Raw genomic sequence first — 23,364 nt, 5'->3', positions numbered from 1 at the left:
CTCGTTTCTTATCTAGTTCTTGTATATAACGTCAAACCCTGGAAAAACAGGTTCTCCGGTATATGATTTCGGCTCTTCTCTGCCTTCGAGTACACGAAGAGCGCCTGCAGCCAATGCATCCATCTCAAATTCTCCCGGATATACCTTAACCGGTGCAATGAACTCAACTCGCTCTTTCAGCATATTTACCATCATCTCTGAATAGGCAACTCCGCCGGTCAAAATAATAGCATCAACCTTTCCTTTCATAACGGATGCCATCGCTGCAATATCTTTTGCAATCTGATAAGCCGTTGTCCGGTATACCAATTCTGCAAATCTATCGCCATCTTCAATTCTCTGCTCTACTTCACGGGCATCAGACGTTCCAAGATGTGCCGTCCAGCCACCGGTCTTCATTACCTTCGTAAGCATTTCCTTTTTCGTATATTTTCCAGAATAACAGAGTTCAATTACATCTGCAAGTGGAGCGGTGCCACTTCTGGTCGGAGCCATACGTCCCTCTCCACGTGTACTGTCAACGGTATCTACCATCTTTCCTTGACAATGTGCACTGACAGAGATTCCTCCACCAAGATGCGCTACAACGAGATTCAATTCTTCGTAAGCTTTTTGACAATCAACCGCATATCTTCTGGCTGCTGCGCGCTGATTCAGCGGATGTCCACGACTGGTACGGAACAGTTCTACAAAACCTGTCATACGCGCTTCTTCTTCAAATTCATCAACACTGCTCGCATCAACGATAAATGCACGTCCACCAAACTCTTCCGCAAAGTCTTTTGCAAGAAGGGGGCCTAGATTTCCCGGATGCTTACTTCCTGGCCCAATCTGCCCGTGCTCATACATTTTCTCATTTACTTCGAACACACCGCCTGCCATCGGCAATAGTCCTGTACAGATTGCAGAAAATGCGTCTGCCGTACTCGGATCAACACCTTTTTCCTTCAAAGTTTTTGTAATGATCTCCTTGCGATAAGGAAGTTGATCCACAATATTCGGAAATACCGCCAGATCTTTGGCTGGATGATCAATTGTCTCCGAAAAAACCTTCTGATCATCCTCATACAATGCAACTTTTGTAGAAGTTGATCCAGGATTTAATACAATAATTCGATACATATGCCCTCCTTAATTCTTTCCCACTGCCTGCGCAGCAAGTACAGCAAGTGCAATAGAATTCATCTTGGATGTATCCGAACTTGCTCTGGATGTCAAAACCATAGGTTTTGCAGCACCCATAATACATCCGGCTTTTTCACATTTTGCAAAATATTCCATAGATTTATTCAGAATATTTCCCGCCTCAATATCCGGTGTGATCAGAATATCCGCATTTCCAGCCACCGGATGGTCAATTCCCTTATGGCGCGCAGCTTCAACAGATACTGCGTTATCCATGGCAAGAGGACCTTTGACCATACATCCAGTGATCTCTCCTTCTTCATTCATCCTGGTAAGCTCTGCTGCATCCAGAGTTGCCGGCATCTTAGGGTTGACCTTCTCTACCGCGCAGAGAACTGCCACTTTCGGATTGTCATTTCCCATAGCATGTGCAATCTGTGTACATGCCTTGATCAGATCTACCTTCTGTTCCAATGTAGGCGCGATCGTCATGGCAGAATCACTTAACAAAAACATACGGTCAAATCCTGCTACTTCCATCAATCCTACGTGACAGATCAGATTTCCGGTTCTTAATCCGTATTCTTTATTCAATAAAGCCTTTAATGCAACCGAAGTATCTACGAATCCTTTCATCGGAAGGGATGCTTTCCCTTCTCTTACCAGCTTAATTGCAGCTGCACATGCTTCCGGCTTTTCTTCTTCATTTACAATTTCAAATTTAGACAGGTCAATTCCCTGTTCTTTCGCGATTTCTCTTATTTCTTTTTCATTTCCTACCAGGTATGCCCCTTGAATGATCCGATTCTGGTATGCATTCCAGACAGACAACAGAACATCTGCATCCTGGGCAACAGCCACAGACAAAGTCTGTGGCTCCCCATTCTGTACTTTTTCAATTAACTCTTTAAAACTACGAATCATAACATGTCTCCAATCTACTCAGCCCAGATCTCTTCATCTGTCGGGATCGGCTTATCTGGCAATACATATGCGATTCTTGCAATATTTACAAGATGATTCCACCATAAGTTCTCGCTGAGGGAGTTATTGCCCCAGGTTCCGCATCCAAGTGTTGCTGTTGGATTCAGACCATTGTCAAATCCACCGCCAAGTCCGGAAGAACCGATCATGTTTACACCAATACGGGATACCGGAAGTAATTCTGCTGCATACTCGACATGTTCTTTTGTATTAGAATGAACAACGGCACTGTGGCCTGCTCCTTCATTTTTCAGGTTTGTGACAGCCTTATCTACTGCTTCTTCCCAGGTATCATAGCTGTTGATTGCCAGAACCGGACACAGTTTTTCTTTTGCAAGGCACTCTTCTGCTCCAGATTTTTCAATCTCTACCAGTAAAAATCTTGTATCCGCCGGAACTTCCAGGCCTACCAGCTCAGCGATAAATGTTGCAGAAGCACCTACTGCGTCTTTGTTGATTACACCATTCGGGAACAGACCTTTTCGAAGTGTCTCAACATCTTCTGGTTTGTTGATATAATAAGCACCCTGTTTTACCAGTTCTTCTACCATCTCATCATGTTTGGATGCCGGGATATGTACACACTGTTCGCAAGTACAAAGAACACCATTATCATAAGTACGGCTTGTGGCAACTTTCTTTGCGACTGCTGCAATATCCGCATCTGTATCTACCAGCGTCTGTACATTTCCAGCTCCTACACCAAATGCCGGTTTTCCACTCTTATACGCAGCCTTTACCATTCCTGGACCTCCTGTAGAAATACAAGCGTCACACTCGGACATCAACAAGCCAGACAGTTCTACGGTTGGTTCTGGGATAATCTGGATCAGATCCTCAGGAGCTCCTACAGACTTTAATGCCTCTCTCATAAGATTTACAGTTTCAACCCCTGTTTTCTTTGCACGTGGATGTGGTCCGACGATGATTGCATTACCCCCCTTCAATGCGATCATGGCATTCTGCATTGGAGTCATGGTAGGGTTCGTTGTCGGAGAAACAGCTCCAATAACACCAATTGGCTTTGCAACTTTTACAATGCCTTCCTCTTCCACGTATTCAATAATTCCACGGCTCTTAACACCTTTTAATTTGTTCCATACAGCCTTTGATTTTCCTTTGTTCTTTTTAATCTTATCCTCATAGACTCCCATACGTGTCTCTTCTACAGCCATCTTTGCCAACATTTCGCCATTGTCATAGATAATTTTTCCGATCGCGCGTACAGCTTTATCTACATCTTCCTGTGAGAACTGCTCAAATTCCTGCTGTGCTGCTCTTCCTTTTTGAATCAGATCCAATACATATTCTTTTGCTTCCATTCTTATTGCCTCCTTAAAATCGTTCCATCATTGTATGTTTAATGTACTACATTGTACGTTCTATTTCAATCGGCATATATCAACAAAATGAGGTTGGTTTTTTGTGTAAACTATACAAAAAACACAACCTCATTTTGTTGATATTTTAACGTATTTGATAAATTTTTACCAATCTTTCTCACAACAGCAAATCCTGCCATAATTTTAATCTTTCATCCATAAAGGCTGCAATTGCACTTTTATCTCTCGCTTCCAATATGTCTACCTCTTTCAGATAATTATCCGGGAGTGCATTCAGCTGATTTCTCTCAACCGACACTTCTATCGCTTTGTGCCTTGTAAATGATGCAATCTTACGGATAATGCTGTCCAACTGATATAACATCCTATTCTGAGATATTTCACTCAAATATTCATTAAAACGCTTACTCGCCTGATACATCTTCTCAATATCCGCCGGCGCCTCATTCATGATCCGTTTAAATTCCAAACCAAGTTGTCTCAACTGACGGATATCATCATCCGAAGCATTCAAGATCGCAAGATACAGCACTGAATTGGCCACCGCAATCTTCACCTCCAGAAGTTCCTCCATCGAATGCTCAGACAAAATCAATCCATACAACAACGGATCCAATAATTTGTTATTATATTCTTCAACAACAAAAGTTCCTTCTGAACGCCGTATCTCCAACACTCCAAATGCGACCAGCACCTTAATCGCTTCCCGGATCGCATTGCGGCTTACACCAAGCTTCTCACTAAATTCAATTTCTGTCGGAATCTTATCGCCCGGCTTTAATTCCCCACTGATCAAAGCATCCGTAATTCTCTGTATAATAATCTCAGAGATAGATCCCTTTGGCAATTCCGCAAAAAGATTGTTACTTCCCATACATAAATTCACCTTTCGTATCGAAATATCTCATAAATTTCACATATCCCATATTATAACATCTCTTTTCGGATTTGTGAATCGGGGACGGGGGTTTTTTCAAAAACCCCGTCCCCAGTGCAATGTCCCTTTTTAAAAATATCCTCGCAATTTTTCGATAGCACTTTTTTCAATTCTTGAAACATAAGAACGAGAGATGCCTAACTGCTTAGCAATCTCCCGCTGTGTATACTCTTCTCCGTTATACAATCCATACCGCATTTTCAATACCAGTCTTTCTCTTGGTGACAATTCTGACTCTACCCGCTCATATAATATCTGAATATCATCACTTAGTTCTACTTTTTTATGTGCATCTGTCTCTTCTGTCTCAATAATATCAAAAAGCTGAATTTCATTTCCTTCTCTGTCGGTTCCTATAGGTTCATACAAGGATATTTCTTTGGATGATTTTTTTTTGGCCCGAAGATACATCAAGATTTCATTTTCAATACAGCGTGCCGCATATGTCCCTAATCGAACACATTTTTCTGGATTAAATGTTACGACCGCTTTGATAAGTCCAATAGTTCCGATGGATAATAGGTCTTCCGCCTCTTCTTCATAAGACTGATATTTTTTCACGATATGAGCGACGAGGCGCAGATTCCGCTCGACTAAGATATGTTTCGCTTCAAGATCACCCTCCGTATATTTTTGCAGATATTCTCTTTCTTCCGCTGCAGTGAGGGGTTGGGGAAATGATTTCAAGGAAAGCACCTCTAAGCGTATTTAATATAGTTTATGTAAATTTAATTTCTTTTGTGCTTTTCCATTCAATTTTCTCTATACAAAAAGCGCCAAAAAAGTTATAGTAAATATAAATAACTATGGATTTATATTGACGATTTGGGGTATGTCATGAATCACAAACTGAATAAAACTTTGTATTATAGTATATTTATCATACTGGCTGCACAGCTTAGCATGAATCTTTTTATTGCAGATTTTAAGATTTCTATTGCCATTATTTTTATTCCTGTCTTTTTCTTTTTGACAGAGAACTTCCCCCTGATTCCCGTTACTTTTTGTTCTGCATTTGGCGTATTCGCCTTGCGTGTACTGATGAACTGGTTTCAATCGGGAACGCTGGATGGAAGTATAGCCTCTTTTTTCCCGGAGACAGGATTTTACATCTGTTACGGTCTTCTTCTCTGCCTGTACACGCACTGGCTGAAGAATCGAACCCTATCAAGAATATTGGTTGTTCTGCCACTGATATTCATTGACTACACAGCAAATTTTACGGAACTTTTTTTACGTATGCAAAATGATGCTTTAACAGTTAAGACACAACTTAGTATCTTATTGGTCGCTTGTCTGCGTACATTGGTCATCTGGTGCGTCCTGACCATTTTTGATCGATATAAGTTATTACTTTTACAGCAAGAACATGAAGATCGCTACAAGCGCCTTCTTCTGTTGATATCCAAATTAAATGGGGAAATGGTCTGGATGCGCAAGAATACCTCGCTTATCGAAGAGACTATGAACACTTCTTATCGATTATTTGAAAAACTAAAAGCATCTGACACAGATCCGGAAATCTCTTCATCTGCTCTGTCAGTGGCAAAAGATATCCATGAAATCAAAAAGGAATATTTGTTGATCTTACGTGGAATATCTGAAGCGCTTGACCAGGAATTTCAAAGCGATGGAATGTATCTGGAAGACCTTCTTACACTATTAAAAGACTCTGTCACTCTGACAGCAAGAGAACAGGGAAAAGAACTTTCCTTATCTGCCAGATGTTCCGATAATTTTTATACAGACAAGCAATACGCACTGATGTCTGTCTTCCGGAATCTATTTAATAATGCTATAGAAGCTGCTACCGAGTCTTGTGTGACAATCTTAGTATCTCAGACTTCCAATTCAGACTTCTGCACATTTGAAGTTACCGATCAAGGTCCCGGTATCAAAGAAGAATATATTAACGAAGTTTTTCATCCTGGATTTTCTACAAAGATTAATTTTACAACTGGGGAAGTCAATCGAGGATTGGGACTGAATCTAGTACAAGATCTGGTCGAAAACCAGCTGAATGGAAAGATAGACCTTACTTCCCGCCCTGGCAAAACTACATTTACCATTCAGATTCCCAGACAAATTCTTGAAAAGAGGTCATAATTATGAAATTCTACCTAATTGATGATGATCAAAATGTCCGAAATATATTAAAAATCATTATTACAGAACGGAACTTAGGTACCATCTGCGGCTCTGCCGATAACGGTCAGGATGCTTTGGATGATCTGCTTTCACTCAAGCCGGACATCGTAATCGTAGACTTATTAATGCCTAAAATGGATGGAATCACTTTTGTGGAACATGCAAAAGCCCAACTTCCTGGTGCATCCTACATCATGCTTTCCCAAGTCTCTTCCAAGGATATGATAGCTTCCGCCTATGAAGCAGGTATTGAATTTTTTATCCAAAAACCACTTAACAGTATCGAGGTCGAGACAGTCATAAAAAAAGTCAGTAGTTCTCTTACCATGCAGCGTACCATGAACAAGATGCAAAATATATTCCTGGAAGGTATGCAGCCAGAGATAAAGCCAGAATCTTCTCTTCCGTCAAACAGCGAATCTTCTTCTACACTCCGCAATGTTTTACAGCAGCTGGGTATTATCGGAGACATTGGAAGCAAAGATATTGCCCTGGTTGCAGAATACCTGATGGAGCATAAAGAACAGATGAATGACACCACATTAAATGAACTTTGCAGCAAGTTCAGTGATTCACCCAAATCCATGGAACAGCGCATCCGTCGAACGGTCAACACCGGGCTTGTCAATCTGGCCCACTTAGGAATTGAAGATTACAGCAATGAAATATTTACCGAATATTCGAATACTCTTTATAATTTTGAGCAGGTTCGAAAAGAGATGGACTATATCCGCGGGAAAAGTAAAAAGCATGGAAATGTAAAGATCAAGAGCTTTCTGAATGCTTTGGTGGTATATTGTCTGTCCCACTAATAATTTCAAAGACATTTTTCTTCGTTATTATATACAGTATCATTAGAGTATTTTTGTGAAATGTCACAAAATTTCTAATGATACTTCTTTTTTTTCGTCTATTTTGATACCGTTTGATACTTTTTGAAGTCTCGTTATTATATTAACTATATCAATAGAGAAACGGAACTTATTCAAAAATTCAATATGAAATGCGAGGGAATGTCTATGTTAACAATTTTATCTGGAGTCGGATTATTATTAATCACATTGGCTGGTTTTTCTTTATTCAGTCTAAAAATGCCCAAAGGACAGCTTGCTATGTCCGGTATGGCCAATGCTGCCATTGCCACATTTTTGGTAGAAGCAGTTCACAAATATATCACTGGCGACTTGTTAGGTCTTGAATTCTTCCGTACAGTTGGTGAAACTTCCGGAAGTCTTGGCGGCGTAGCCGCTGCAATCATGGTTCCTATCTCCATGGGTGCTAATCCGGTCTTTGCAGTGACTGCTGGTGTCGCTGTCGGCGGTTACGGAATCTTGCCAGGATTTATTGCAGGCTATATCGTTGGTCTGGTTTCTCCAATCATCGAAAAGAAATTGCCAGAAGGTCTTAACATGATCGGCGGTGCTTTATTAATCGCACCAATGGCACGTTTTATTGCATTTGCAGTGAACCCTGCGGTTAATGCTACATTAGTAAAAATCGGCGGCACGATCTCTGCTGCAACCGAACAGTCTCCGATCGTCATGGGATTCTTACTTGGTGGTATTATAAAGATGATCTGTACATCTCCACTCAGTTCTATGGCACTGACTGCCATGTTGAGCCTGGATGGACTGGCTATGGGAATTGCTGCCATCGCCTGTGTCGGCGGATCCTTTACGAACGGAATCATTTTCTCAAAATTAAAATTAGGTGACAGAAGCAATGTCATCGCAGTGATGTTGGAGCCTTTAACACAGGCTGACATTATTACCGCGAACCCAATCCCGATCTATTGTTCTAACTTCTTCGGAGGCGGATTTGCCGGAATATCTGCGGCAGCGTTCCATATCATCAATAATGCACCGGGAACTGCTTCCCCTATCCCTGGACTTCTGGCACCATTTGCTTTCAATTCACCAGTAAAAGTAATTCTTGCACTCGTCTTTGCTGTACTCGGTGGAATAACAGCTGGATTGCTCGGAAGTATGGTATTTAAAAAGCGTGTGAAAACTCCTGCTGCTGAGCTTCTTGGCAATGAAGCTACAAACGCAGAATGCTAAATCTCAATTATTACTTATTTATTGTAAATATTTCAGGAAATGTAAAGAAAGAGCAGAAACACCTTATCCTTCCAAGGGTTTCTGCTCTTTCACATTCCTATCATACATTAGTTCTTCTAAGTCTCAGGTTCCGCACGCCTCAGGATATCATACTGTTCTGCCTCTTCTCCAAAGTCAATATACAGTACCTGCTTCGGATGCGGCGCACTCTCCTGCTCATTTCCATCTTCATCGACGATTCGTCTCACCGTCACTTCGATGTTGCGGCCATCCGGTTTCATGATTTCGATCGTCTCTCCGACTGAAAACTTATTTCTCTGTTCGATCCGATACATTCCATCCTTTTCACTGCCGATGATTCCCAGATAAGTATACTCCTTGACATACGTATTGCTGTCATAGATCTGGCTCTCTTCGCTCGGCTTTCCAAAATAGAACCCTGTCGTGAACTGGCGATAAGTACAATTGGAGATCTGATCCAGATACCATGGCATATTTGCTTTGTATTTCTCCGGGTCTTCCAGATAATCATCAATAGCCTTTCGGTAAGTTCTGGCTACCGTCGCCACATACAATGCCGTTTTCATACGTCCTTCGATCTTGAAACTGTCAATTCCTGCATCAATCATCTCCGGAATATGCTCAATCATGCACAGATCCTTCGAATTGAAGATATATGTGCCACGCTCATTCTCATAAACCGGCATATATTCACCTGGTCTGGTCTCCTCTACCACCGCATATTTCCAACGGCAAGGATGCGTACATGCTCCTTGATTGGCATCGCGTCCGGTGAAATAATTACTCAACAGACATCTTCCAGAATAAGAGATACACATAGCTCCATGAATGAAGCTTTCAATCTCCATCTCTTCCGGAATACGTTCCCGAATCTCCTTAATCTCTTTTAGTGACAGCTCTCTGGCAGATACCACTCGCTTCGCGCCTTGCTTCCACCAGAAACGATACGTTCCATAATTCGTATTATTGGCCTGCGTACTGATGTGACGCTCAATCTCCGGACATATCTCCTTTGCCATCTCAAAGATTGCCGGATCCGCGATAATTAACGCATCCGGGCCTATTTCTTTCAATTCTCTCAAATATTCCTCTACGCCCTCCAGATCATCATTGTGGGCAAGAATATTTACCGTTACATGAACTCTCACTCCATGCTCATGGGCAAATTCAATTCCTTCGCGCATATCTTCCATCGAGAAATTCTTCGCTTTCGCACGAAGTCCAAAAGCCTCACCGCCAATATATACTGCATCTGCGCCAAATATAACCGCAGTCTTCAATACTTCCAGGCTGCTGGCTGGAATCAAGAGTTCAGGTCGTCTATTCTTCATTCTGTAATTCTCCTTTATCTTCTACCGTCATGGTCTTCTTCACACTAAGAGCCACACCGTCCCCCAGTGGTATAATGGATGTCTGTAACTGGTCATTATGCTTCAATTCATACAGATATTCCCTCATCCGACTGTGAATCGTACGATTCCGCCGTTCCACTGCAAACCGTGATTCTATAATATCGCCATCCTGCAACACGTTATCAGACATCAACACACCATCCTTAGAAAGCAGACGAATCGCCTCCGGCATATAGTGAATATACTGTCCCTTAGCCGCATCCATAAATATAAAATCAAACGGCCCTTCCAAAGAACGCATCACCTCAAGCGCATCACCTTCAATCAATGTAATCCGATCTTCCTTGCCCGCACGCTTAAAATTCTCCCGCGCAATCGGAATCCGCTTCTCATACTTCTCAATCGTCGTAATATGCCCATTTTCCGGCAAATACTCACACATCAAAAGCGCCGAAAAACCAATCGCAGTTCCCACCTCAAGAACCCGCACAGGCTTCTTCATCATCAACAACACCTTCAGAAAACTCTGCGTCTCCTTACGGATAATCGGCACATACGTATCCAAAGCCTCCTGCTCAATCTGCTCAATCAACGGACTCTCCGGCGTCTCCAGAGAATGAATATACGTCACCATTCTTTCATCAACAATCATTTTGGGACACCCCTTTTTTCATTTTGGTACACCACAAATCGCAATATGGGACGTAGTAAAATTAAAAAATACTACGTCCCCTTTTTCACCTTTTTACACATCCATAATAATTGGCAAGATCATTGGTTTTCTTTTTGTCCGTTTCCAAATGAATTCATTCATGGTATCGCGGATTACCATTTTTATCTTGCTCCAGTCGGCATTACGCTGGTGCAGCAGGCAATCTTCGACTGCTTCTGTCACTATATTACGAGCCTCTTCCATCAGACCTTCTGATTCTCTGACGTAGACAAATCCACGTGATACAATGTCAGGTCCTGCCAGCAATTGGTTACTGCCTTTTTCTAATGTAAGTACTACGATCATGATTCCATCTTCTGCCAGATGTTGTCTGTCACGAAGTACGATATTTCCTACATCTCCTACTCCGAGACCATCTACGAGGATCGCGCCGGTGTGTACTTTATCTACGACTTTGGCCTCTTTATCACTCAATTCCAATACATCGCCTGACTGCAGGATGAAAATATTCTCTTTTGGAATACCAAGATTCATGGCAACTCCTGCGTTTGCTTTTAAGTGACGGTACTCGCCGTGTACCGGTATCGCATATTTTGGCTTTACCAGGGAGTAGATTAATTTTAATTCTTCCTGACATGCATGACCGGATACATGGGCATCGGAGAATATAACGTTAGCTCCTTTGGAGGAGAGTTCATTAATAACCCTGGAAACTGATTTTTCATTACCTGGAATCGGATTCGAACTGAAGATTACCGTATCTCCAGGCATAATGGACACTTTTTTATGCACATCTGCTGCCATACGTGACAGGGCAGCCATAGACTCACCCTGGCTTCCGGTAGTGATCAACACGGTCTTTTCCGGCGGATAATTCTTCAACTGATCAATCTCAACCAATGTATTTTCCGGTACATTCAGATACCCTAACTCCTGGGCAACCTGTATAATATTGACCATGCTTCTTCCTTCTACTACAACCTTACGATTATACTTGCATGCAGAATTGATGATCTGCTGCACACGATCTACATTGGAAGCAAATGTTGCAATGATAATTCTTGAATTCTGATGCTCTGCAAATATGTGGTCAAATGTAATTCCCACGGTACGCTCGGACTGGGTAAATCCTTTCCTCTCCGCATTGGTACTGTCTGACATCAATGCCAGAACTCCTTTCTTACCAATCTCAGCAAAGCGCTGAAGATCAATGGCATCGCCAAATACAGGTGTGTAGTCCACCTTAAAGTCTCCGGTATGGACTACAATTCCTGCCGGTGAATAGATAGCCAGAGCTGCCGCATCCTGAATACTGTGATTTGTCTTAATAAATTCAATTCTAAATTGCCCCAGATTAATAGACTGTCCATGCTTTACTACTTTTCTTCTGGTGCTGCGAAGCAGATTATGCTCTGAAAGCTTCTTCTCAATAATACCCATAGTAAGCTTCGTCGCATAGATAGGAAGATTCATCTCACGCAGCACATAGGACAAAGCTCCAATATGATCTTCATGTCCATGCGTAATCACAAATCCCTTTACCTTCTGAATATTATCTTTCAGATATGTCACATCCGGAATCACAAGATCGATTCCGAGCATATCATCTTCCGGGAATGCCAAACCACAATCCACGACAATAATACTGTCTTCATATTCGAAGGCAGTAATGTTCATTCCGATCTTCTCAAGTCCTCCGAGCGGAATGATACGCAATTTTCCGTTGTTCTCTTTTTTCAAATTTACACCTCCACGTGCTTCTCCGTACTAATTTTGCCCTTTCTGGCATTCTTGGCATTGTCCATAGAACTTTAATTCGTGGTCCAACACGTGAAAACCGGTCTCTTCCTCTATATGACGCTCCAGTTCGTCCAATAAATCATCCTTAAAAGGAAGCACTTTCCCACAAGTTTTACATATCAAATGATGGTGATGGTGTCTTTCCACTCCATCGAAAGACTCACCAATCTCATAACGCACACATCCATCATCAAGATTGATACGATCCACCAATTGCATTTCTAATAACAATTGCACTGTCCGGTAAATAGTTGCCAGCCCAATCTCCGGGTAGTCCTCTTTTACCAGTTCATAAATATCTTCTGCAGTCATATGTCTGTCTCTGTGTTCTGCCAGCACCTGCAATACAAGCAACCTCTGATTGGTTACTTTAAGACCCTTTTCTTTCAGCATTTCTTTAAACTTTTCTTTACTGATAGACATAGTATATTACCTTTCAATATCAACATCCTCGAGCAGTTCCTCAAACACTTTTGAAACAGCAGTAAGCTCCACGTCATCATCTACGATCTCATAGACGCTGTCTGCTGACGCTTCATCTGATGTATCCTTCAGAATTAAACATTCCGCTTCATCATCCTCCGAATCAGTGACCAGAATATAAGATACCCCGTTCACCTTGGTCTGCTCTAGCACAAAAAAATCTATCTCTTCCTGTATCTCTTCCGACATGAATTTAATCTTTTCCATATATATACACCTCGAAAATGGTTTTAGTTCATGTGAATCGAGTCCAAATATCCTTGTAATATAAAAACAGCCGCAATTTTATCAATGTATTTTTTGCGGTCTTCTCGCCTTACTTTATTCTCAATCAAAGTCCGTTCTGCTTCTACTGTAGTCAGACGCTCGTCCCACATCACGACTTCCAGGCCGGTCCGTCGGGAAAGCATCTTTCCAAACTCTATTGAATGTTCTGCCCGATCCCCAATATCATTATTCATATGCTTCGGAAGGCCAAGTACAATCCGCTCTACCCCGTACTCTTCAATCAACGCTTCAATCCGTGCACAGGTCTTACGCAGTTTGTTCTCGTCCTTTCGGCATATGGTCTCTATTCCTTGAGCAGTAATTCCCAAAGGATCACTGATTGCCACTCCTACGGTCTTAGAACCGTAATCCAGTCCCATGATTCTCATAGAAATTATACCCACTTATTATGCTCAATATACGTCTTAAGCATCTCTTCTACCAATTCATCTCGCTCCATCTTCATGATCAGGCTTCTGGCTCCATTATGGCTGGTAATATATGTCGGGTCTCCTGACATAATATAACCCACAATCTGATTCACAGGATTGTATCCCTTTTCACTCAATGCCTTGTACACAATCTCAAGTATATCTTTTGCTTGAATTTGTGGACCGCTTTCTACCTGAAAAAACTGAGTGCTGCTTAAATCTTTCATATACTCACGTCCTCCAAAAATACTTCAATGTTATTCTACCCTATTAGCACCAAAAATTCAATGCATTATTTGCAACTGACTCTCAATTTCTACATTTACCAGTTGATTCGTCAGATTCTCTGTCGTTTTCTGACCAATTTTTACATACTCTTTCGTATGTCCCACCTGGTACTTCTCTCCTTCGTGAAGAATCTCTTCTTCCATCAATACTTCCTGCGTCGTTCCAATCAACGCTTCCTCATAATTCCTCTGTTTTCTACGGCTCAATTCCAGAAGTTCATTACTCCTGACTGTCTTCACCGTCTCCGGCACCTGGTTCTCCATCTTGGCTGCAAGGGTACCCTCACGTCTGGAATACTTGAATACATGCGTCTCATAGAAATTCACCTTATCTACAAATGCTTTTGACTGTGCAAACTCTTCTTCTGTCTCCCCAGGGAATCCAACGATTACATCCGTCGTCAATGCTGGATTATGAAAATATTTCCGCAGAAGGACACACTTCTCATAATACTCTTCTGCCGTATAGCGACGATTCATCCGCTTCAATGTCGCATCACACCCACTCTGCAAAGACAAGTGGAAATGCGGACACATCTTCGGAAGACTGGCAAGAGTACGTGCAAATTCTTCCGTAATGATGCGCGGTTCCAGAGAGCCGAGACGGATTCTCTGAATTCCCGGAACCTCATGAATATCCAGAATCAGATTCAACAGATGATCTCCCGTATCCATTCCATAAGAACTCAGATGAATTCCTGTCAGAACGACTTCCTTATATCCATTGGAAGCCAACCCCTGTACTTCCCGAAGTACGCTTTCATGATCACGACTTCGAACCCTTCCTCTTGCATAAGGAATAATACAGTAAGAACAGAACTGATTACATCCATCCTGCACTTTAATATATGCTCTGGTATGCTCTGCTGTTCTGGTCAGATGCATTTCCTCATACTCCTTCGTATGGTTAATATCCACCATCTCCTGGCAGGAACCTTCCCTTCCTCTTTCATACTCCTTTAAAATCTCAATAATATCTTTCTTGCGGTTATTCCCGACCACAATATCAATGCACTCATCCAACTCGTCCGCTTTCGCCTGCACATAGCATCCACAAGCCACAACAATCGCATGCGGATTCATCTTTCTGGCACGGTGCAGCATCTGCCGTGATTTACGGTCCGCCATATTGGTCACCGTACATGTATTAATAATATAGATATCTGCCCCTTCCTTAAAAGGTACGATCTCATAGCCATGTTCCTCCAGGAGTTCCTGCATCGCCTCTGTCTCATATGCATTGACCTTACACCCCAGATTATGTAATGCTACTTTCTTCATATCTTCCCACAAACCCTTTCTATGTATATTGTTGTAAGATTCATTAAAATTAATTTACATTCTTTGGCAAATTGTTCCTTGACTTTTATACCCCTTACTCTTAAGATGTTTATAGAACACGAAATGAAGCTAAGGAGGTATTTCCAACATGAAAACAGTTCAGATTTCTTTAAATTCGATCGATAAGGTAAAATCTTTTGTAAATGATATCACAAAGTTCGACTATGATTTTGATCTGGTATCTGGAAGATACGTTATTGATGCAAAATCTATCATGGGTATCTTCAGTTTGGATCTTTCTAAACCAATTGATCTGAATATCCATGCTGACAATGCAGAAATCGACACAATTCTTGAGACATTAAAGCCATACATCTGCTAATAAAATGATGGAAAATGGTCAGGCCTTGTATCTTACAGGGTCTGACCTTTTTTTCTCAACCAGATCTATTACGCTTACTTCACTTCGATAATCTCTACAGTATCAATTGCTTCCTGTACCAACTGATCAATCTTCTCACTCAAGTTCTCTTCAGAACGGCGGATCACATCGATATTCGGCTTCGTAACCGGATGCTTTGCCACAAAGATCGTACAACAATCTTCAAAAGGCTGAATAGATGTATCATACGTATCTATTTTCTCTGCGATGTCTACAATCTCCTGCTTGTCGAATCCGATAACCGGACGATAGACTGGAATCGTACAGACATCGTTCGTTGCTGCCAGACTCTGCATCGTCTGACTGGCTACTTGTCCAATACTCTCTCCGGTAATCAGTCCAAGGCATCCATCTTCCTTTGCAAAATGCTCCGCAATACGCATCATATAACGACGCATAATAATCGTCAGTTCATCGTGCGGACACTGATCATAAATATACAATTGAATATCTGTAAAATTCACTACATGAAGCTTGATCGGTCCAGAATAGCGAGAAACGATTCTAGCCAGGTCTATCACCTTCTGCTTCGCACGTTCGCTGGTATACGGCGGTGCATGGAAATAAGTAGCCTCAATGCCTACTCCGCGCTTGGATATCATATAACCAGCTACCGGACTGTCTATTCCTCCTGATAACAGAAGCATCGCTTTTCCATTGGTTCCAACCGGCATTCCACCTGCTCCAGGAATAATCTGAGAATAGACGTAGATTTCATTTCTCACTTCCACATTCAACATCACATCCGGGTGATGTACATCTACACGAATCTCTGGAAATGCATCCAGAATCGCCTCTCCAAGATCACAGTTAATCTCCATAGAATTCTTTGGATAAGACTTTCTGGCACGTCTGGATTCTACCTTAAATGTCAGATTCTTGTCCGGATATACTTCATCCATATATGCAACTACATCTTTTTTCAGCTGGTCAAACCCCTGATCTTCCATGCGGACAACCGGACAGATTCCAACCACACCGAATACTCTCTTCAGATGCTCCACTGCATCATCGTAATCATAATCTCCTTCACAGTCCACATAGATCCTTGCCTGAGACTTGTGTACCTGAAATTCTCCATCTACATCCTTCAGGGCGAAGCGCACCTGTCTGACGAGTGCATCCTCAAACAGGTAGCGATTCTTTCCTTTAATTCCTATCTCACCGTATTTTAACAAAAAAGTATGAAATCTCATCTTCTATTCTCCTATCAGATTCTCCTAATGTCTGGTATATCTTCTCAACATCGGTACTATATTATATAGTGTCTCCAGCGTATCGTCAATCTCTTCTAAGGTTGTAAATTCTGACATACTGAACCTAAGCGTCGCATCCAGGAATTCCTGTTTTGCTCCAATCCCTTTGAGAACGCCGCTGATCTGCGGATGATTGGAAGCACATGCCGAACCGGAAGACACATAGATCCCCTTATCTTCTAACGCATGCAACAATACTTCACTTCGAATTCCAGCAAATCCCACGCTGATAATATGCGGTGCTGAAGTCTCATCATACAATCCATGAATCGTTATATCCTCAATCTGACTGACGCCATCGATAAAATGCTGCTTCAATTCTCGCATCTTTGCCACTTTGGCGTCCAAATCCTTGTAAATCGTCCTCGCTGCCAGAGAAAGTCCGGCAATTCCCGGAACATTTTCCGTACCGGAACGGATATCCTTCTGCTGTCCGCCTCCGAATACGATTGGCTTGATCTTAACATTCTCACCGATATATAATGCCCCCGTTCCTTTCGGGCCATGGATCTTATGGCCACTGATAGAACACATATCTACCTTTAATTTCTTCGGATATATATGATACTTGCCAAAGCCCTGTACTGCATCTACATGGAACAGGATATTCTTATTATAAGCCTTCACAATACTTGCAGCTTCCTGTATGGGCTGCACCGATCCCACTTCATTATTCACATACATAATGGACACCAGAATCGTATCCTTACAAAGCGCATCCTGCAAAGCATCCAGCTTCACTCTTCCGTACTTATCAACAGGAAGATAGGTAACACGAAAACCTTCCTCTTCCTCCAGATATCGCATCGTATTAATGATTGCCGGATGTTCAATGGATGTTGTGATCAGATGTTTTCCAGCCCTGTGATTCGCTCTTGCAGCACCAATCAGCGCCAGATTATCACTCTCTGTTCCGCCAGAAGTAAAGAACACTTCCTTCTCCTGAACCTTCAAAAGCTTCGCAAATGTCTCCTTTGCTTCTTTTATATACTTCTCTGCCTCCACGCCTTTTGCATGCATGGAAGACGGATTGCCATAGTCTTCACACATTACCTTCCGCACAAGATCCCCGACACTGTCATAAGCCCGGGTCGTCGCAGAATTGTCCAAATAGATCTCTTTCATCATTTTCACTTCCTATGCTTCTTCTTACTACCAGATTATGTGATTACCCTTCCAAATGGAACATCAAAACGGATAATGTCGTAAGTCCTGCCGTCTCTGTCCGCAAGATTCTCTTTCCCAATGTTATTGCATGGGCACCATACTCTAACGCCTGTTCTACTTCCTCTTTCTCGAATCCACCTTCTGGCCCGATGAAGATTCCAATCGATTGTCCGGGATAAATGGATTCAATCACAGATTTGGTCTCCTTCATCCCCTCAGCAAGTTCATATGGAATCAGTACAACATCTAGCTTCGAAGCACACTCCAATGCCTCACGATAAGACATTACGTCTGCCACTTCCGGGATATATCCTCGCCCTGCCTGCTTCGCTGCGCTCTGGGCAATCTGCTGCCATCGTTCCACCTTCCTGGCAGCCTTCTTCGCATCCAGCTTCACGACCGCACGCTTTGTTGCCACAGGAATAACCTGATAAACTCCCAATTCTACCGATTTCTGTACGATCAGTTCCATCTTATCCTGCTTCGGCAATCCCTGGAACAGATAGATCTTCGAAGGCAACTCTGTATCCACCGGCAATTCTTCCAGGATCTTCAACACCGCCAGTTCTTCCTCATAACGCTCTACCGCACACCGATACTGGAGATTATTGCCATCACTGACCATCAATTCTTCTCCTGTACGCATGCGCAGAACATTCTTCATATGATTCACATCAGACCCTTCCACATAGATCCATTCTTCCTTCACCTGTGAAGGTGTCACAAAAAAATGCTGCATACTCTGCTCCTAATTCTTTCTCGCTGTAACAGACACCCATTCTCCCTGATGATTCACTTCCAGGACCTCAAGGCCAGATGCCTTCACAGCTTCTACAACCACTTCTTCTTTCACATCTATAATACCACTGGTAATATAGATTCCGCCAGCCTTCAGTTGATGGAGAATGACCGGCGTCAACGGGATCAGAACATCTGCCAGAATATTTGCCACTACGATATCGTATTTCTCATATCCGACTTTATCCTGAACTTCCTTGTCATCAATAATATTGCCAATCATGACTTCATACTGATCTTTCCGAATCCCATTGACTTCCATATTCTCATGGGTAGCATCAATCGCACATGGATCCAGATCCGTACCTACAGAATGCTTTGCTCCAAATTTGAGTGCCAACATCCCCAGGATTCCGCTTCCACATCCCACATCCAGGATCTCTGTATCTTCCGTCACGTATTTCTTCAACTGGCGGATACAAAGCTGGGTCGTCTCATGCATTCCTGTTCCAAATGCAGTTCCCGGATCGATATGAATGATCATCTTATCCTGATCCTTCGGCTCGACATTCTCCCAGGACGGAATTACAAGGATATCATCAATATAAAACTGGTGAAAATACTTCTTCCAGTTATTCACCCAGTCTACATCCTCTGTCTGAGACTCCTCAATCGTGCACTCACCCACGTCCAGATAACTTCTCATCTCTTCCAGTTCTCTGCGCACCTGCATCAGGATGGCTCCTGCGTCCTCATCTTCATCCAGATAAAACGTCAGATAAGCCTTTCCGTCATCTTCCGGCATATCCGGCAATATGTCTACGAACATCTGCTCTTTGTCTCCCTGAGTCAAAGGTACCTTATCCTCAATCTGTACCCCCTGGATTCCCAGATCCATCAACATACTGCTGACAATATCTTCTGCTTCTGTTGTCGTCGTCAAACGAAATTGATTCCACTTCATCAGTCTTCTCCTTTTTTCTGAACATTACTTCTACGTCATTCGTCTCTATATTACGCCCAGATGCTCCAGCAGAATCTTACATCCCATAAGAGCCAGGATAATACCGCCAATACTCTCTGCCTTCGTCTGGTATTTTGTTCCGAATACATTGCCTATTTTAACACCTGCGACGGATAAAGTAAATGTAATCACCCCAATAAAACTTACTGCAGGTACAATATTTACCTGTAAAAAGGCAAATGTCACCCCAACTGCCAATGCATCAATACTGGTTGCCACCGCAAGACCCAACATGGTTCTCACATCCAATGACTCATCCGTCTCCTCGCACTCATCACAGGAACCCAGTGCTTCCCGAATCATATTTCCTCCTATGATTCCCAACAGGATAAACGCAATCCAATGATCAACCGAAGTAATGACATCTTTAAACTGCACACCCAAAATATAACCAATCAACGGCATCAATGCCTGAAATCCACCAAAATACAGTCCAACAATCCCCGCCTTGCTCCACGTACACCGCTTCATCGCAAGGCCCTTACAGACAGATACTGCAAATGCATCCATAGACAAGCCTACCGCAATCAAAAATAATTCTATCAATCCCATATTCCTTCTCCTTTTGTGAATATTCTATCTTCCGGATACCCGGCAACAGGAGTGCATATAAAAAGACCTATCCGTGGCATATCCACGGATAAGTCTCATCATTTAAAGTAATGCCAGATGCCTTGTGCATCAGTATGTTGACAAAACTACGCATTCTTAGCGCCAACTACTCCCTTACCGTAATTGATATTATAGAAATTCTTTCGATTGCTGTCAATAAAAAACACAAAAATTATCCAAGTTATACTAGCTTTTCCCACTCTTTCTCACGGAATCCGACCAACACCAGATCATCCGTCACAACAATCGGACGCTTCACCAGCATTCCATCAGAAGCCAGCAAGTCATACTGCTCTTCTTCAGACATCTCAGGAAGCCGGTCCTTTAACTGCATCTCCCGATAGAGCATACCACTGGTATTAAAAAATTTCTTCAATGGAAGTCCACTTCTCTGATGCCATTCGATCAATTCCTCTTTCGTAGGATTCTGAAGCTTAACATCCCGCGCTTCAAATATAATCTGCTTCTCTTCCAGCCATTTCTTTGCCCTCTGGCAAGTACTGCATTTTGGATAATATACGAATAACATTCTTCTTTCTCCTCCTCTTATTTCAAAGCAGTATTCAGATCCTGTTCCACTTCATCTAATTCCTTCAGGATCTCCTGCTGCTGTTCATCGAACAGTAACCGCTTGTTATAGCGATAATATTTATCACAATCATTGTCTTTCAGGAACTGAATACTGTAATAATTCGTATTCAGTTCTGTGACGAAGGCAACCATCTCCTGACTGTCCCCAAATGCATCTTCCATAAAATCAAACGCATGATTCAGTGACTGTAATGTATGTTCCACTACTTGCTCCCGTACTTCCACTGACTGTTGAAATTCCTCTTTTACCCTGGCAAATGCCGCCTCACTTGTAAGATGATCTTGCTGCACCATCTGTCCGAACCGCTCTAAAGTCTCAACAACCTTTCGATAAATCTTATCCTGCAGTTTCGTCAACTGCTCTGCCTTACGCAAGGTCTCATAAGCACCTTCCGCCTGAGCAGTCACTTCTTCCAGATCCAGATTCTCCTTGTACAGTCGTAGATATTCATACAGCATCGTCACATACTGATCTTCTACAAAGTATTCCTTGAACAGACTTCCCAGTCTTCCAATCAACATATGAACCACACTCAGCCGTTCATCAAACGGAGCATAATTCAGCTGTTCCAGAGTCTCTTTACTATAACAGCCTTCTATAATCTTCTCCAGACCATAATCCTTCTTATATTTCTCATATAACACCAGATAATTGGCAAAATCCTTAGCAATCTTCCAGTGCTGGATATACTGATGGACCACCTCACGGTCTGCTTTTTTACCCAAAGCTTCATATACCTTCAAAAGCTGAGACAGATCTTCCCAGCCACGGGCTGTTGCAAATACCTTTCCATCTACCGTCGTCTCAATCCGGTAAAAATGATCCTTGCGGATCTCAAGATATGCCAGAATCGCCGGATGAATCTCCGCCTGATAAGCATATTCCTTCCACACTTCATAATTCTCTTCCACATCAATCTTCTTGATGCGATCCAAAGTCACGATATCAAAGTCCCGCACGGACTTATTATACTCCGGCGGATTCCCCGCTGCCACAATGATCCATCCTTCCGGCACTTTCTGGTTGCCGAACATCTTACACTGCAAGAACTGCAGCATTGTCGGTGCCAAAGTCTCTGACACACAGTTAATCTCATCTATGAAGAGGATTCCCTCTTTGATTCCTGTAGCCTCTATCTTATCATACACCGAAGCAATGATCTCACTCATGGTATACTCTGTGACCGAATGCTTCTTGCCGCCGTACATCTTCTCCTGAATAAACGGCAGACCGATAGCACTCTGCCGCGTATGATGCGTGATCGTATAAGACACCAGTCCAATCTTATACTCCTTCGCAATCTGCTCCATGATCTGTGTCTTACCGATTCCCGGAGGCCCCATCAGAAGAATCGGGCGCTGACGGATCGCCGGTATCATATACTCCCCATCCGCATCTTTCTTCAAATACGCTTCAATCGAATCCTTAATCTCTTGTTTTGCTCTCTTGATATCCATAATCTGTCCTTTTTATCTCTGTCCTATCATTTATTCTGTAATGTCCTCATAATACTTTTTAGCTGTGTCCTGAAATTTCACAAACAATGGATAATACACATTTATAATATCCTGAAATCTTTCTTTTGCAAAAGTTCCGTCATAATCATGGGCAAGTTGATTTCGAGTCTTCAACATTACCATCCACTGATCATCATCTATCATATGGTTCGTAAAAGCCTGTTGCAAAGTTGCCCGTGGAGAACCGATGGCAAAATCAAGGACACCAAGCTGTTTTACCAGAATATCTTTCATAACTTTCCATGAGATATCAAAAGTAAGTGAAAAATTCAATACTGTACCTTCCAGAACAAAATCAGCTTTCGGATCCGCAGTTCTACTCTTTTCCAGATTTTTCAAACTTTTACAAAATGTATTGTATCGATTAATATATTTGCTTTCCATAATTTTTTATATCCTCCAAAAGAAATTCATTGTGAATACTGTCATAATCAAAAATGTCTATCTTTCGCAGCGTGTCAATTTCTTCCAGTTCTCGTTCAAGCTTTTCAACATCTTTACACCCATATACCACAAAATCAATATCACTGGTTGGCAATGCAGTACCTGTAGCAAAAGAACCAAACAAATCCAATCGTTCTACGCCATGATCCTGGCATATTCGCTTCACTTTATCAATCAATTCTGATACTGGCATCACATTCATTATAAAGGCCCCCTCTTTTCCATCATACTTAAAGCCGATTTTATTTTACTTCAAAGGAAATATAATATCAAGACTCTCTCAACTGAACACTGATAGAATTCCTCTGCATCTCTTTCTGATATGTGCCTGAATTGGCATGAATATTGTGATTGTTACGATAACCGGATATTATAAAGCC

At 42.2% G+C, this 23,364-nt stretch carries 26 protein-coding genes; 4 read left to right on the top strand and 22 right to left on the bottom strand.

From position 1 onward, the window contains the following. Positions 1 to 12: 12 nt before the first annotated feature. The 5 genes from buk to sigK form a co-directional block, all read right to left on the bottom strand. A complete protein-coding gene (gene buk / locus JQM81_RS03585; protein ID WP_235232172.1) occupies positions 13 to 1,122 on the bottom strand; it encodes a butyrate kinase in 1,110 nt (369 codons plus the stop codon). A 9-nt stretch (positions 1,123 to 1,131) separates the two neighbouring features. Next, positions 1,132 to 2,049: a phosphate butyryltransferase gene (locus tag JQM81_RS03580; protein WP_235232171.1), complete on the bottom strand. Its 918-nt coding sequence runs from the start codon at positions 2,047 to 2,049 to the stop codon at positions 1,132 to 1,134. 14 nt (positions 2,050 to 2,063) lie between these two features. After that, on the bottom strand, positions 2,064 to 3,431 hold the full coding sequence (locus tag JQM81_RS03575; RefSeq protein ID WP_235232170.1) for an aldehyde dehydrogenase family protein: 1,368 nt from the start codon (positions 3,429 to 3,431) through the stop codon (positions 2,064 to 2,066). Positions 3,432 to 3,609: 178 nt separating this feature from the next. Then, a complete protein-coding gene (locus tag JQM81_RS03570) occupies positions 3,610 to 4,326 on the bottom strand; it encodes a FadR/GntR family transcriptional regulator (protein ID WP_235232169.1) in 717 nt (238 codons plus the stop codon). Between the two features lie 132 nt (positions 4,327 to 4,458). Beyond that, entirely contained in the window at positions 4,459 to 5,076 is a 618-nt protein-coding gene (gene sigK / locus JQM81_RS03565; RefSeq protein ID WP_235232168.1) for an RNA polymerase sporulation sigma factor SigK, read from the bottom strand. Positions 5,077 to 5,226: 150 nt separating this feature from the next. Here sigK and JQM81_RS03560 point away from each other — a divergent pair, with 150 nt between their 5' ends. The 3 genes from JQM81_RS03560 (at position 5,227) to JQM81_RS03550 (ending at position 8,597) form a co-directional block, all read left to right on the top strand. Then, the gene (locus tag JQM81_RS03560) at positions 5,227 to 6,495 is read left to right on the top strand and encodes a sensor histidine kinase (RefSeq protein WP_235232167.1); all 1,269 of its coding nucleotides are present in this window, start codon (positions 5,227 to 5,229) and stop codon (positions 6,493 to 6,495) included. Between the two features lie 2 nt (positions 6,496 to 6,497). Then, a complete protein-coding gene (locus JQM81_RS03555) occupies positions 6,498 to 7,349 on the top strand; it encodes a response regulator (RefSeq protein ID WP_235232166.1) in 852 nt (283 codons plus the stop codon). Positions 7,350 to 7,556: 207 nt separating this feature from the next. Beyond that, positions 7,557 to 8,597: a PTS sugar transporter subunit IIC gene (locus JQM81_RS03550; RefSeq protein ID WP_235232165.1), complete on the top strand. Its 1,041-nt coding sequence runs from the start codon at positions 7,557 to 7,559 to the stop codon at positions 8,595 to 8,597. Between the two features lie 116 nt (positions 8,598 to 8,713). On the opposite strand, the gene JQM81_RS03545 is transcribed toward JQM81_RS03550, so the two are convergent. From JQM81_RS03545 to mtaB, 8 genes are all read right to left on the bottom strand, one after another. Then, on the bottom strand, positions 8,714 to 9,949 hold the full coding sequence (locus tag JQM81_RS03545) for a peptidase U32 family protein (RefSeq protein WP_235232164.1): 1,236 nt from the start codon (positions 9,947 to 9,949) through the stop codon (positions 8,714 to 8,716). Further along, positions 9,939 to 10,622 carry an O-methyltransferase gene (locus tag JQM81_RS03540; RefSeq protein ID WP_235232163.1) on the bottom strand — a complete coding sequence of 228 codons (684 nt, stop codon included), beginning with the start codon at positions 10,620 to 10,622 and terminating at the stop codon, positions 9,939 to 9,941. Before JQM81_RS03540 ends, JQM81_RS03545 begins: the two co-directional genes overlap by 11 nt. 93 nt (positions 10,623 to 10,715) lie before the next feature. Next, positions 10,716 to 12,383, bottom strand: a complete 1,668-nt coding sequence (locus tag JQM81_RS03535; protein ID WP_235232162.1) for a ribonuclease J — start codon at positions 12,381 to 12,383, stop codon at positions 10,716 to 10,718. A 27-nt stretch (positions 12,384 to 12,410) separates the two neighbouring features. Further along, the gene (locus JQM81_RS03530) at positions 12,411 to 12,866 is read right to left on the bottom strand and encodes a Fur family transcriptional regulator (protein WP_235232161.1); all 456 of its coding nucleotides are present in this window, start codon (positions 12,864 to 12,866) and stop codon (positions 12,411 to 12,413) included. A 6-nt stretch (positions 12,867 to 12,872) separates the two neighbouring features. Next, positions 12,873 to 13,133, bottom strand: coding sequence for a DUF1292 domain-containing protein (locus tag JQM81_RS03525; protein ID WP_235232159.1), 261 nt, complete (start codon positions 13,131 to 13,133; stop codon positions 12,873 to 12,875). 23 nt (positions 13,134 to 13,156) lie between these two features. Further along, positions 13,157 to 13,582, bottom strand: coding sequence for a Holliday junction resolvase RuvX (gene ruvX, locus JQM81_RS03520; RefSeq protein WP_235232158.1), 426 nt, complete (start codon positions 13,580 to 13,582; stop codon positions 13,157 to 13,159). 5 nt (positions 13,583 to 13,587) lie between these two features. Beyond that, positions 13,588 to 13,851 (bottom strand): IreB family regulatory phosphoprotein, encoded by a 264-nt coding sequence (locus JQM81_RS03515; protein ID WP_235232156.1) that lies wholly within the window; start codon positions 13,849 to 13,851, stop codon positions 13,588 to 13,590. 57 nt (positions 13,852 to 13,908) lie between these two features. After that, positions 13,909 to 15,192, bottom strand: a complete 1,284-nt coding sequence (gene mtaB / locus JQM81_RS03510; protein WP_235232154.1) for a tRNA (N(6)-L-threonylcarbamoyladenosine(37)-C(2))-methylthiotransferase MtaB — start codon at positions 15,190 to 15,192, stop codon at positions 13,909 to 13,911. A gap of 148 nt (positions 15,193 to 15,340) precedes the next feature. Here mtaB and JQM81_RS03505 point away from each other — a divergent pair, with 148 nt between their 5' ends. After that, on the top strand, positions 15,341 to 15,574 hold the full coding sequence (locus JQM81_RS03505; RefSeq protein ID WP_235232153.1) for an HPr family phosphocarrier protein: 234 nt from the start codon (positions 15,341 to 15,343) through the stop codon (positions 15,572 to 15,574). Positions 15,575 to 15,648: 74 nt separating this feature from the next. Here JQM81_RS03505 and thiI read toward each other — a convergent pair whose 3' ends face one another. From thiI to JQM81_RS03460, 9 genes are all read right to left on the bottom strand, one after another. Further along, positions 15,649 to 16,830: a tRNA uracil 4-sulfurtransferase ThiI gene (thiI, locus tag JQM81_RS03500; protein ID WP_235232152.1), complete on the bottom strand. Its 1,182-nt coding sequence runs from the start codon at positions 16,828 to 16,830 to the stop codon at positions 15,649 to 15,651. A 24-nt stretch (positions 16,831 to 16,854) separates the two neighbouring features. Beyond that, the gene (locus JQM81_RS03495; protein ID WP_235232151.1) at positions 16,855 to 18,015 is read right to left on the bottom strand and encodes a cysteine desulfurase family protein; all 1,161 of its coding nucleotides are present in this window, start codon (positions 18,013 to 18,015) and stop codon (positions 16,855 to 16,857) included. A 43-nt stretch (positions 18,016 to 18,058) separates the two neighbouring features. Then, positions 18,059 to 18,796 (bottom strand): 16S rRNA (uracil(1498)-N(3))-methyltransferase, encoded by a 738-nt coding sequence (locus tag JQM81_RS03490; RefSeq protein ID WP_235232150.1) that lies wholly within the window; start codon positions 18,794 to 18,796, stop codon positions 18,059 to 18,061. Positions 18,797 to 18,805: 9 nt separating this feature from the next. After that, positions 18,806 to 19,759, bottom strand: coding sequence for a 50S ribosomal protein L11 methyltransferase (prmA, locus tag JQM81_RS03485; RefSeq protein ID WP_235232149.1), 954 nt, complete (start codon positions 19,757 to 19,759; stop codon positions 18,806 to 18,808). Positions 19,760 to 19,804: 45 nt separating this feature from the next. Then, on the bottom strand, positions 19,805 to 20,371 hold the full coding sequence (locus JQM81_RS03480) for a manganese efflux pump MntP family protein (protein ID WP_235232148.1): 567 nt from the start codon (positions 20,369 to 20,371) through the stop codon (positions 19,805 to 19,807). A 241-nt stretch (positions 20,372 to 20,612) separates the two neighbouring features. After that, positions 20,613 to 20,960 (bottom strand): arsenate reductase family protein, encoded by a 348-nt coding sequence (locus JQM81_RS03475; RefSeq protein WP_235232147.1) that lies wholly within the window; start codon positions 20,958 to 20,960, stop codon positions 20,613 to 20,615. Positions 20,961 to 20,977: 17 nt separating this feature from the next. Continuing rightward, complete coding sequence (locus tag JQM81_RS03470) at positions 20,978 to 22,480, bottom strand: ATP-binding protein (protein WP_235232144.1); 1,503 nt, start codon at positions 22,478 to 22,480, stop codon at positions 20,978 to 20,980. Between the two features lie 30 nt (positions 22,481 to 22,510). After that, entirely contained in the window at positions 22,511 to 22,924 is a 414-nt protein-coding gene (locus JQM81_RS03465; protein ID WP_235232143.1) for an HI0074 family nucleotidyltransferase substrate-binding subunit, read from the bottom strand. Continuing rightward, on the bottom strand, positions 22,905 to 23,186 hold the full coding sequence (locus tag JQM81_RS03460; protein WP_235232142.1) for a nucleotidyltransferase family protein: 282 nt from the start codon (positions 23,184 to 23,186) through the stop codon (positions 22,905 to 22,907). Before JQM81_RS03460 ends, JQM81_RS03465 begins: the two co-directional genes overlap by 20 nt. Positions 23,187 to 23,364 lie beyond the last annotated feature (178 nt).

It is taken from the genome of Faecalicatena contorta, assembly GCF_021531895.1.
Lineage (GTDB): Bacteria > Bacillota > Clostridia > Lachnospirales > Lachnospiraceae > JAFBIX01.
Note: the sequence above shows the minus strand (reverse complement) of the source record. Positions and strands in the feature narration are given on the sequence as shown.

Excerpts from the sequence above, each read along its gene's own strand:
- buk (WP_235232172.1), bottom strand. The coding sequence starts at position 1,122 with ATGTATCGAATTATTGTATTAAATCCTGGATCAACTTCTACAAAAGTT.
- JQM81_RS03580 (WP_235232171.1), bottom strand. The coding sequence starts at position 2,049 with ATGATTCGTAGTTTTAAAGAGTTAATTGAAAAAGTACAGAATGGGGAG.
- JQM81_RS03575 (WP_235232170.1), bottom strand. The coding sequence starts at position 3,431 with ATGGAAGCAAAAGAATATGTATTGGATCTGATTCAAAAAGGAAGAGCA.
- JQM81_RS03570 (WP_235232169.1), bottom strand. The coding sequence starts at position 4,326 with ATGGGAAGTAACAATCTTTTTGCGGAATTGCCAAAGGGATCTATCTCT.
- JQM81_RS03560 (WP_235232167.1), top strand. The coding sequence starts at position 5,227 with ATGAATCACAAACTGAATAAAACTTTGTATTATAGTATATTTATCATA.
- JQM81_RS03555 (WP_235232166.1), top strand. The coding sequence starts at position 6,498 with ATGAAATTCTACCTAATTGATGATGATCAAAATGTCCGAAATATATTA.
- JQM81_RS03550 (WP_235232165.1), top strand. The coding sequence starts at position 7,557 with ATGTTAACAATTTTATCTGGAGTCGGATTATTATTAATCACATTGGCT.
- JQM81_RS03545 (WP_235232164.1), bottom strand. The coding sequence starts at position 9,949 with ATGAAGAATAGACGACCTGAACTCTTGATTCCAGCCAGCAGCCTGGAA.
- JQM81_RS03540 (WP_235232163.1), bottom strand. The coding sequence starts at position 10,622 with ATGATTGTTGATGAAAGAATGGTGACGTATATTCATTCTCTGGAGACG.
- JQM81_RS03530 (WP_235232161.1), bottom strand. The coding sequence starts at position 12,866 with ATGTCTATCAGTAAAGAAAAGTTTAAAGAAATGCTGAAAGAAAAGGGT.
- JQM81_RS03525 (WP_235232159.1), bottom strand. The coding sequence starts at position 13,133 with ATGGAAAAGATTAAATTCATGTCGGAAGAGATACAGGAAGAGATAGAT.
- ruvX (WP_235232158.1), bottom strand. The coding sequence starts at position 13,582 with ATGAGAATCATGGGACTGGATTACGGTTCTAAGACCGTAGGAGTGGCA.
- JQM81_RS03515 (WP_235232156.1), bottom strand. The coding sequence starts at position 13,851 with ATGAAAGATTTAAGCAGCACTCAGTTTTTTCAGGTAGAAAGCGGTCCA.
- mtaB (WP_235232154.1), bottom strand. The coding sequence starts at position 15,192 with ATGAAGAAAGTAGCATTACATAATCTGGGGTGTAAGGTCAATGCATAT.
- JQM81_RS03505 (WP_235232153.1), top strand. The coding sequence starts at position 15,341 with ATGAAAACAGTTCAGATTTCTTTAAATTCGATCGATAAGGTAAAATCT.
- thiI (WP_235232152.1), bottom strand. The coding sequence starts at position 16,830 with ATGAGATTTCATACTTTTTTGTTAAAATACGGTGAGATAGGAATTAAA.
- JQM81_RS03495 (WP_235232151.1), bottom strand. The coding sequence starts at position 18,015 with ATGAAAGAGATCTATTTGGACAATTCTGCGACGACCCGGGCTTATGAC.
- JQM81_RS03490 (WP_235232150.1), bottom strand. The coding sequence starts at position 18,796 with ATGCAGCATTTTTTTGTGACACCTTCACAGGTGAAGGAAGAATGGATC.
- prmA (WP_235232149.1), bottom strand. The coding sequence starts at position 19,759 with ATGAAGTGGAATCAATTTCGTTTGACGACGACAACAGAAGCAGAAGAT.
- JQM81_RS03480 (WP_235232148.1), bottom strand. The coding sequence starts at position 20,371 with ATGGGATTGATAGAATTATTTTTGATTGCGGTAGGCTTGTCTATGGAT.
- JQM81_RS03475 (WP_235232147.1), bottom strand. The coding sequence starts at position 20,960 with ATGTTATTCGTATATTATCCAAAATGCAGTACTTGCCAGAGGGCAAAG.
- JQM81_RS03470 (WP_235232144.1), bottom strand. The coding sequence starts at position 22,480 with ATGGATATCAAGAGAGCAAAACAAGAGATTAAGGATTCGATTGAAGCG.
- JQM81_RS03465 (WP_235232143.1), bottom strand. The coding sequence starts at position 22,924 with ATGGAAAGCAAATATATTAATCGATACAATACATTTTGTAAAAGTTTG.
- JQM81_RS03460 (WP_235232142.1), bottom strand. The coding sequence starts at position 23,186 with ATGAATGTGATGCCAGTATCAGAATTGATTGATAAAGTGAAGCGAATA.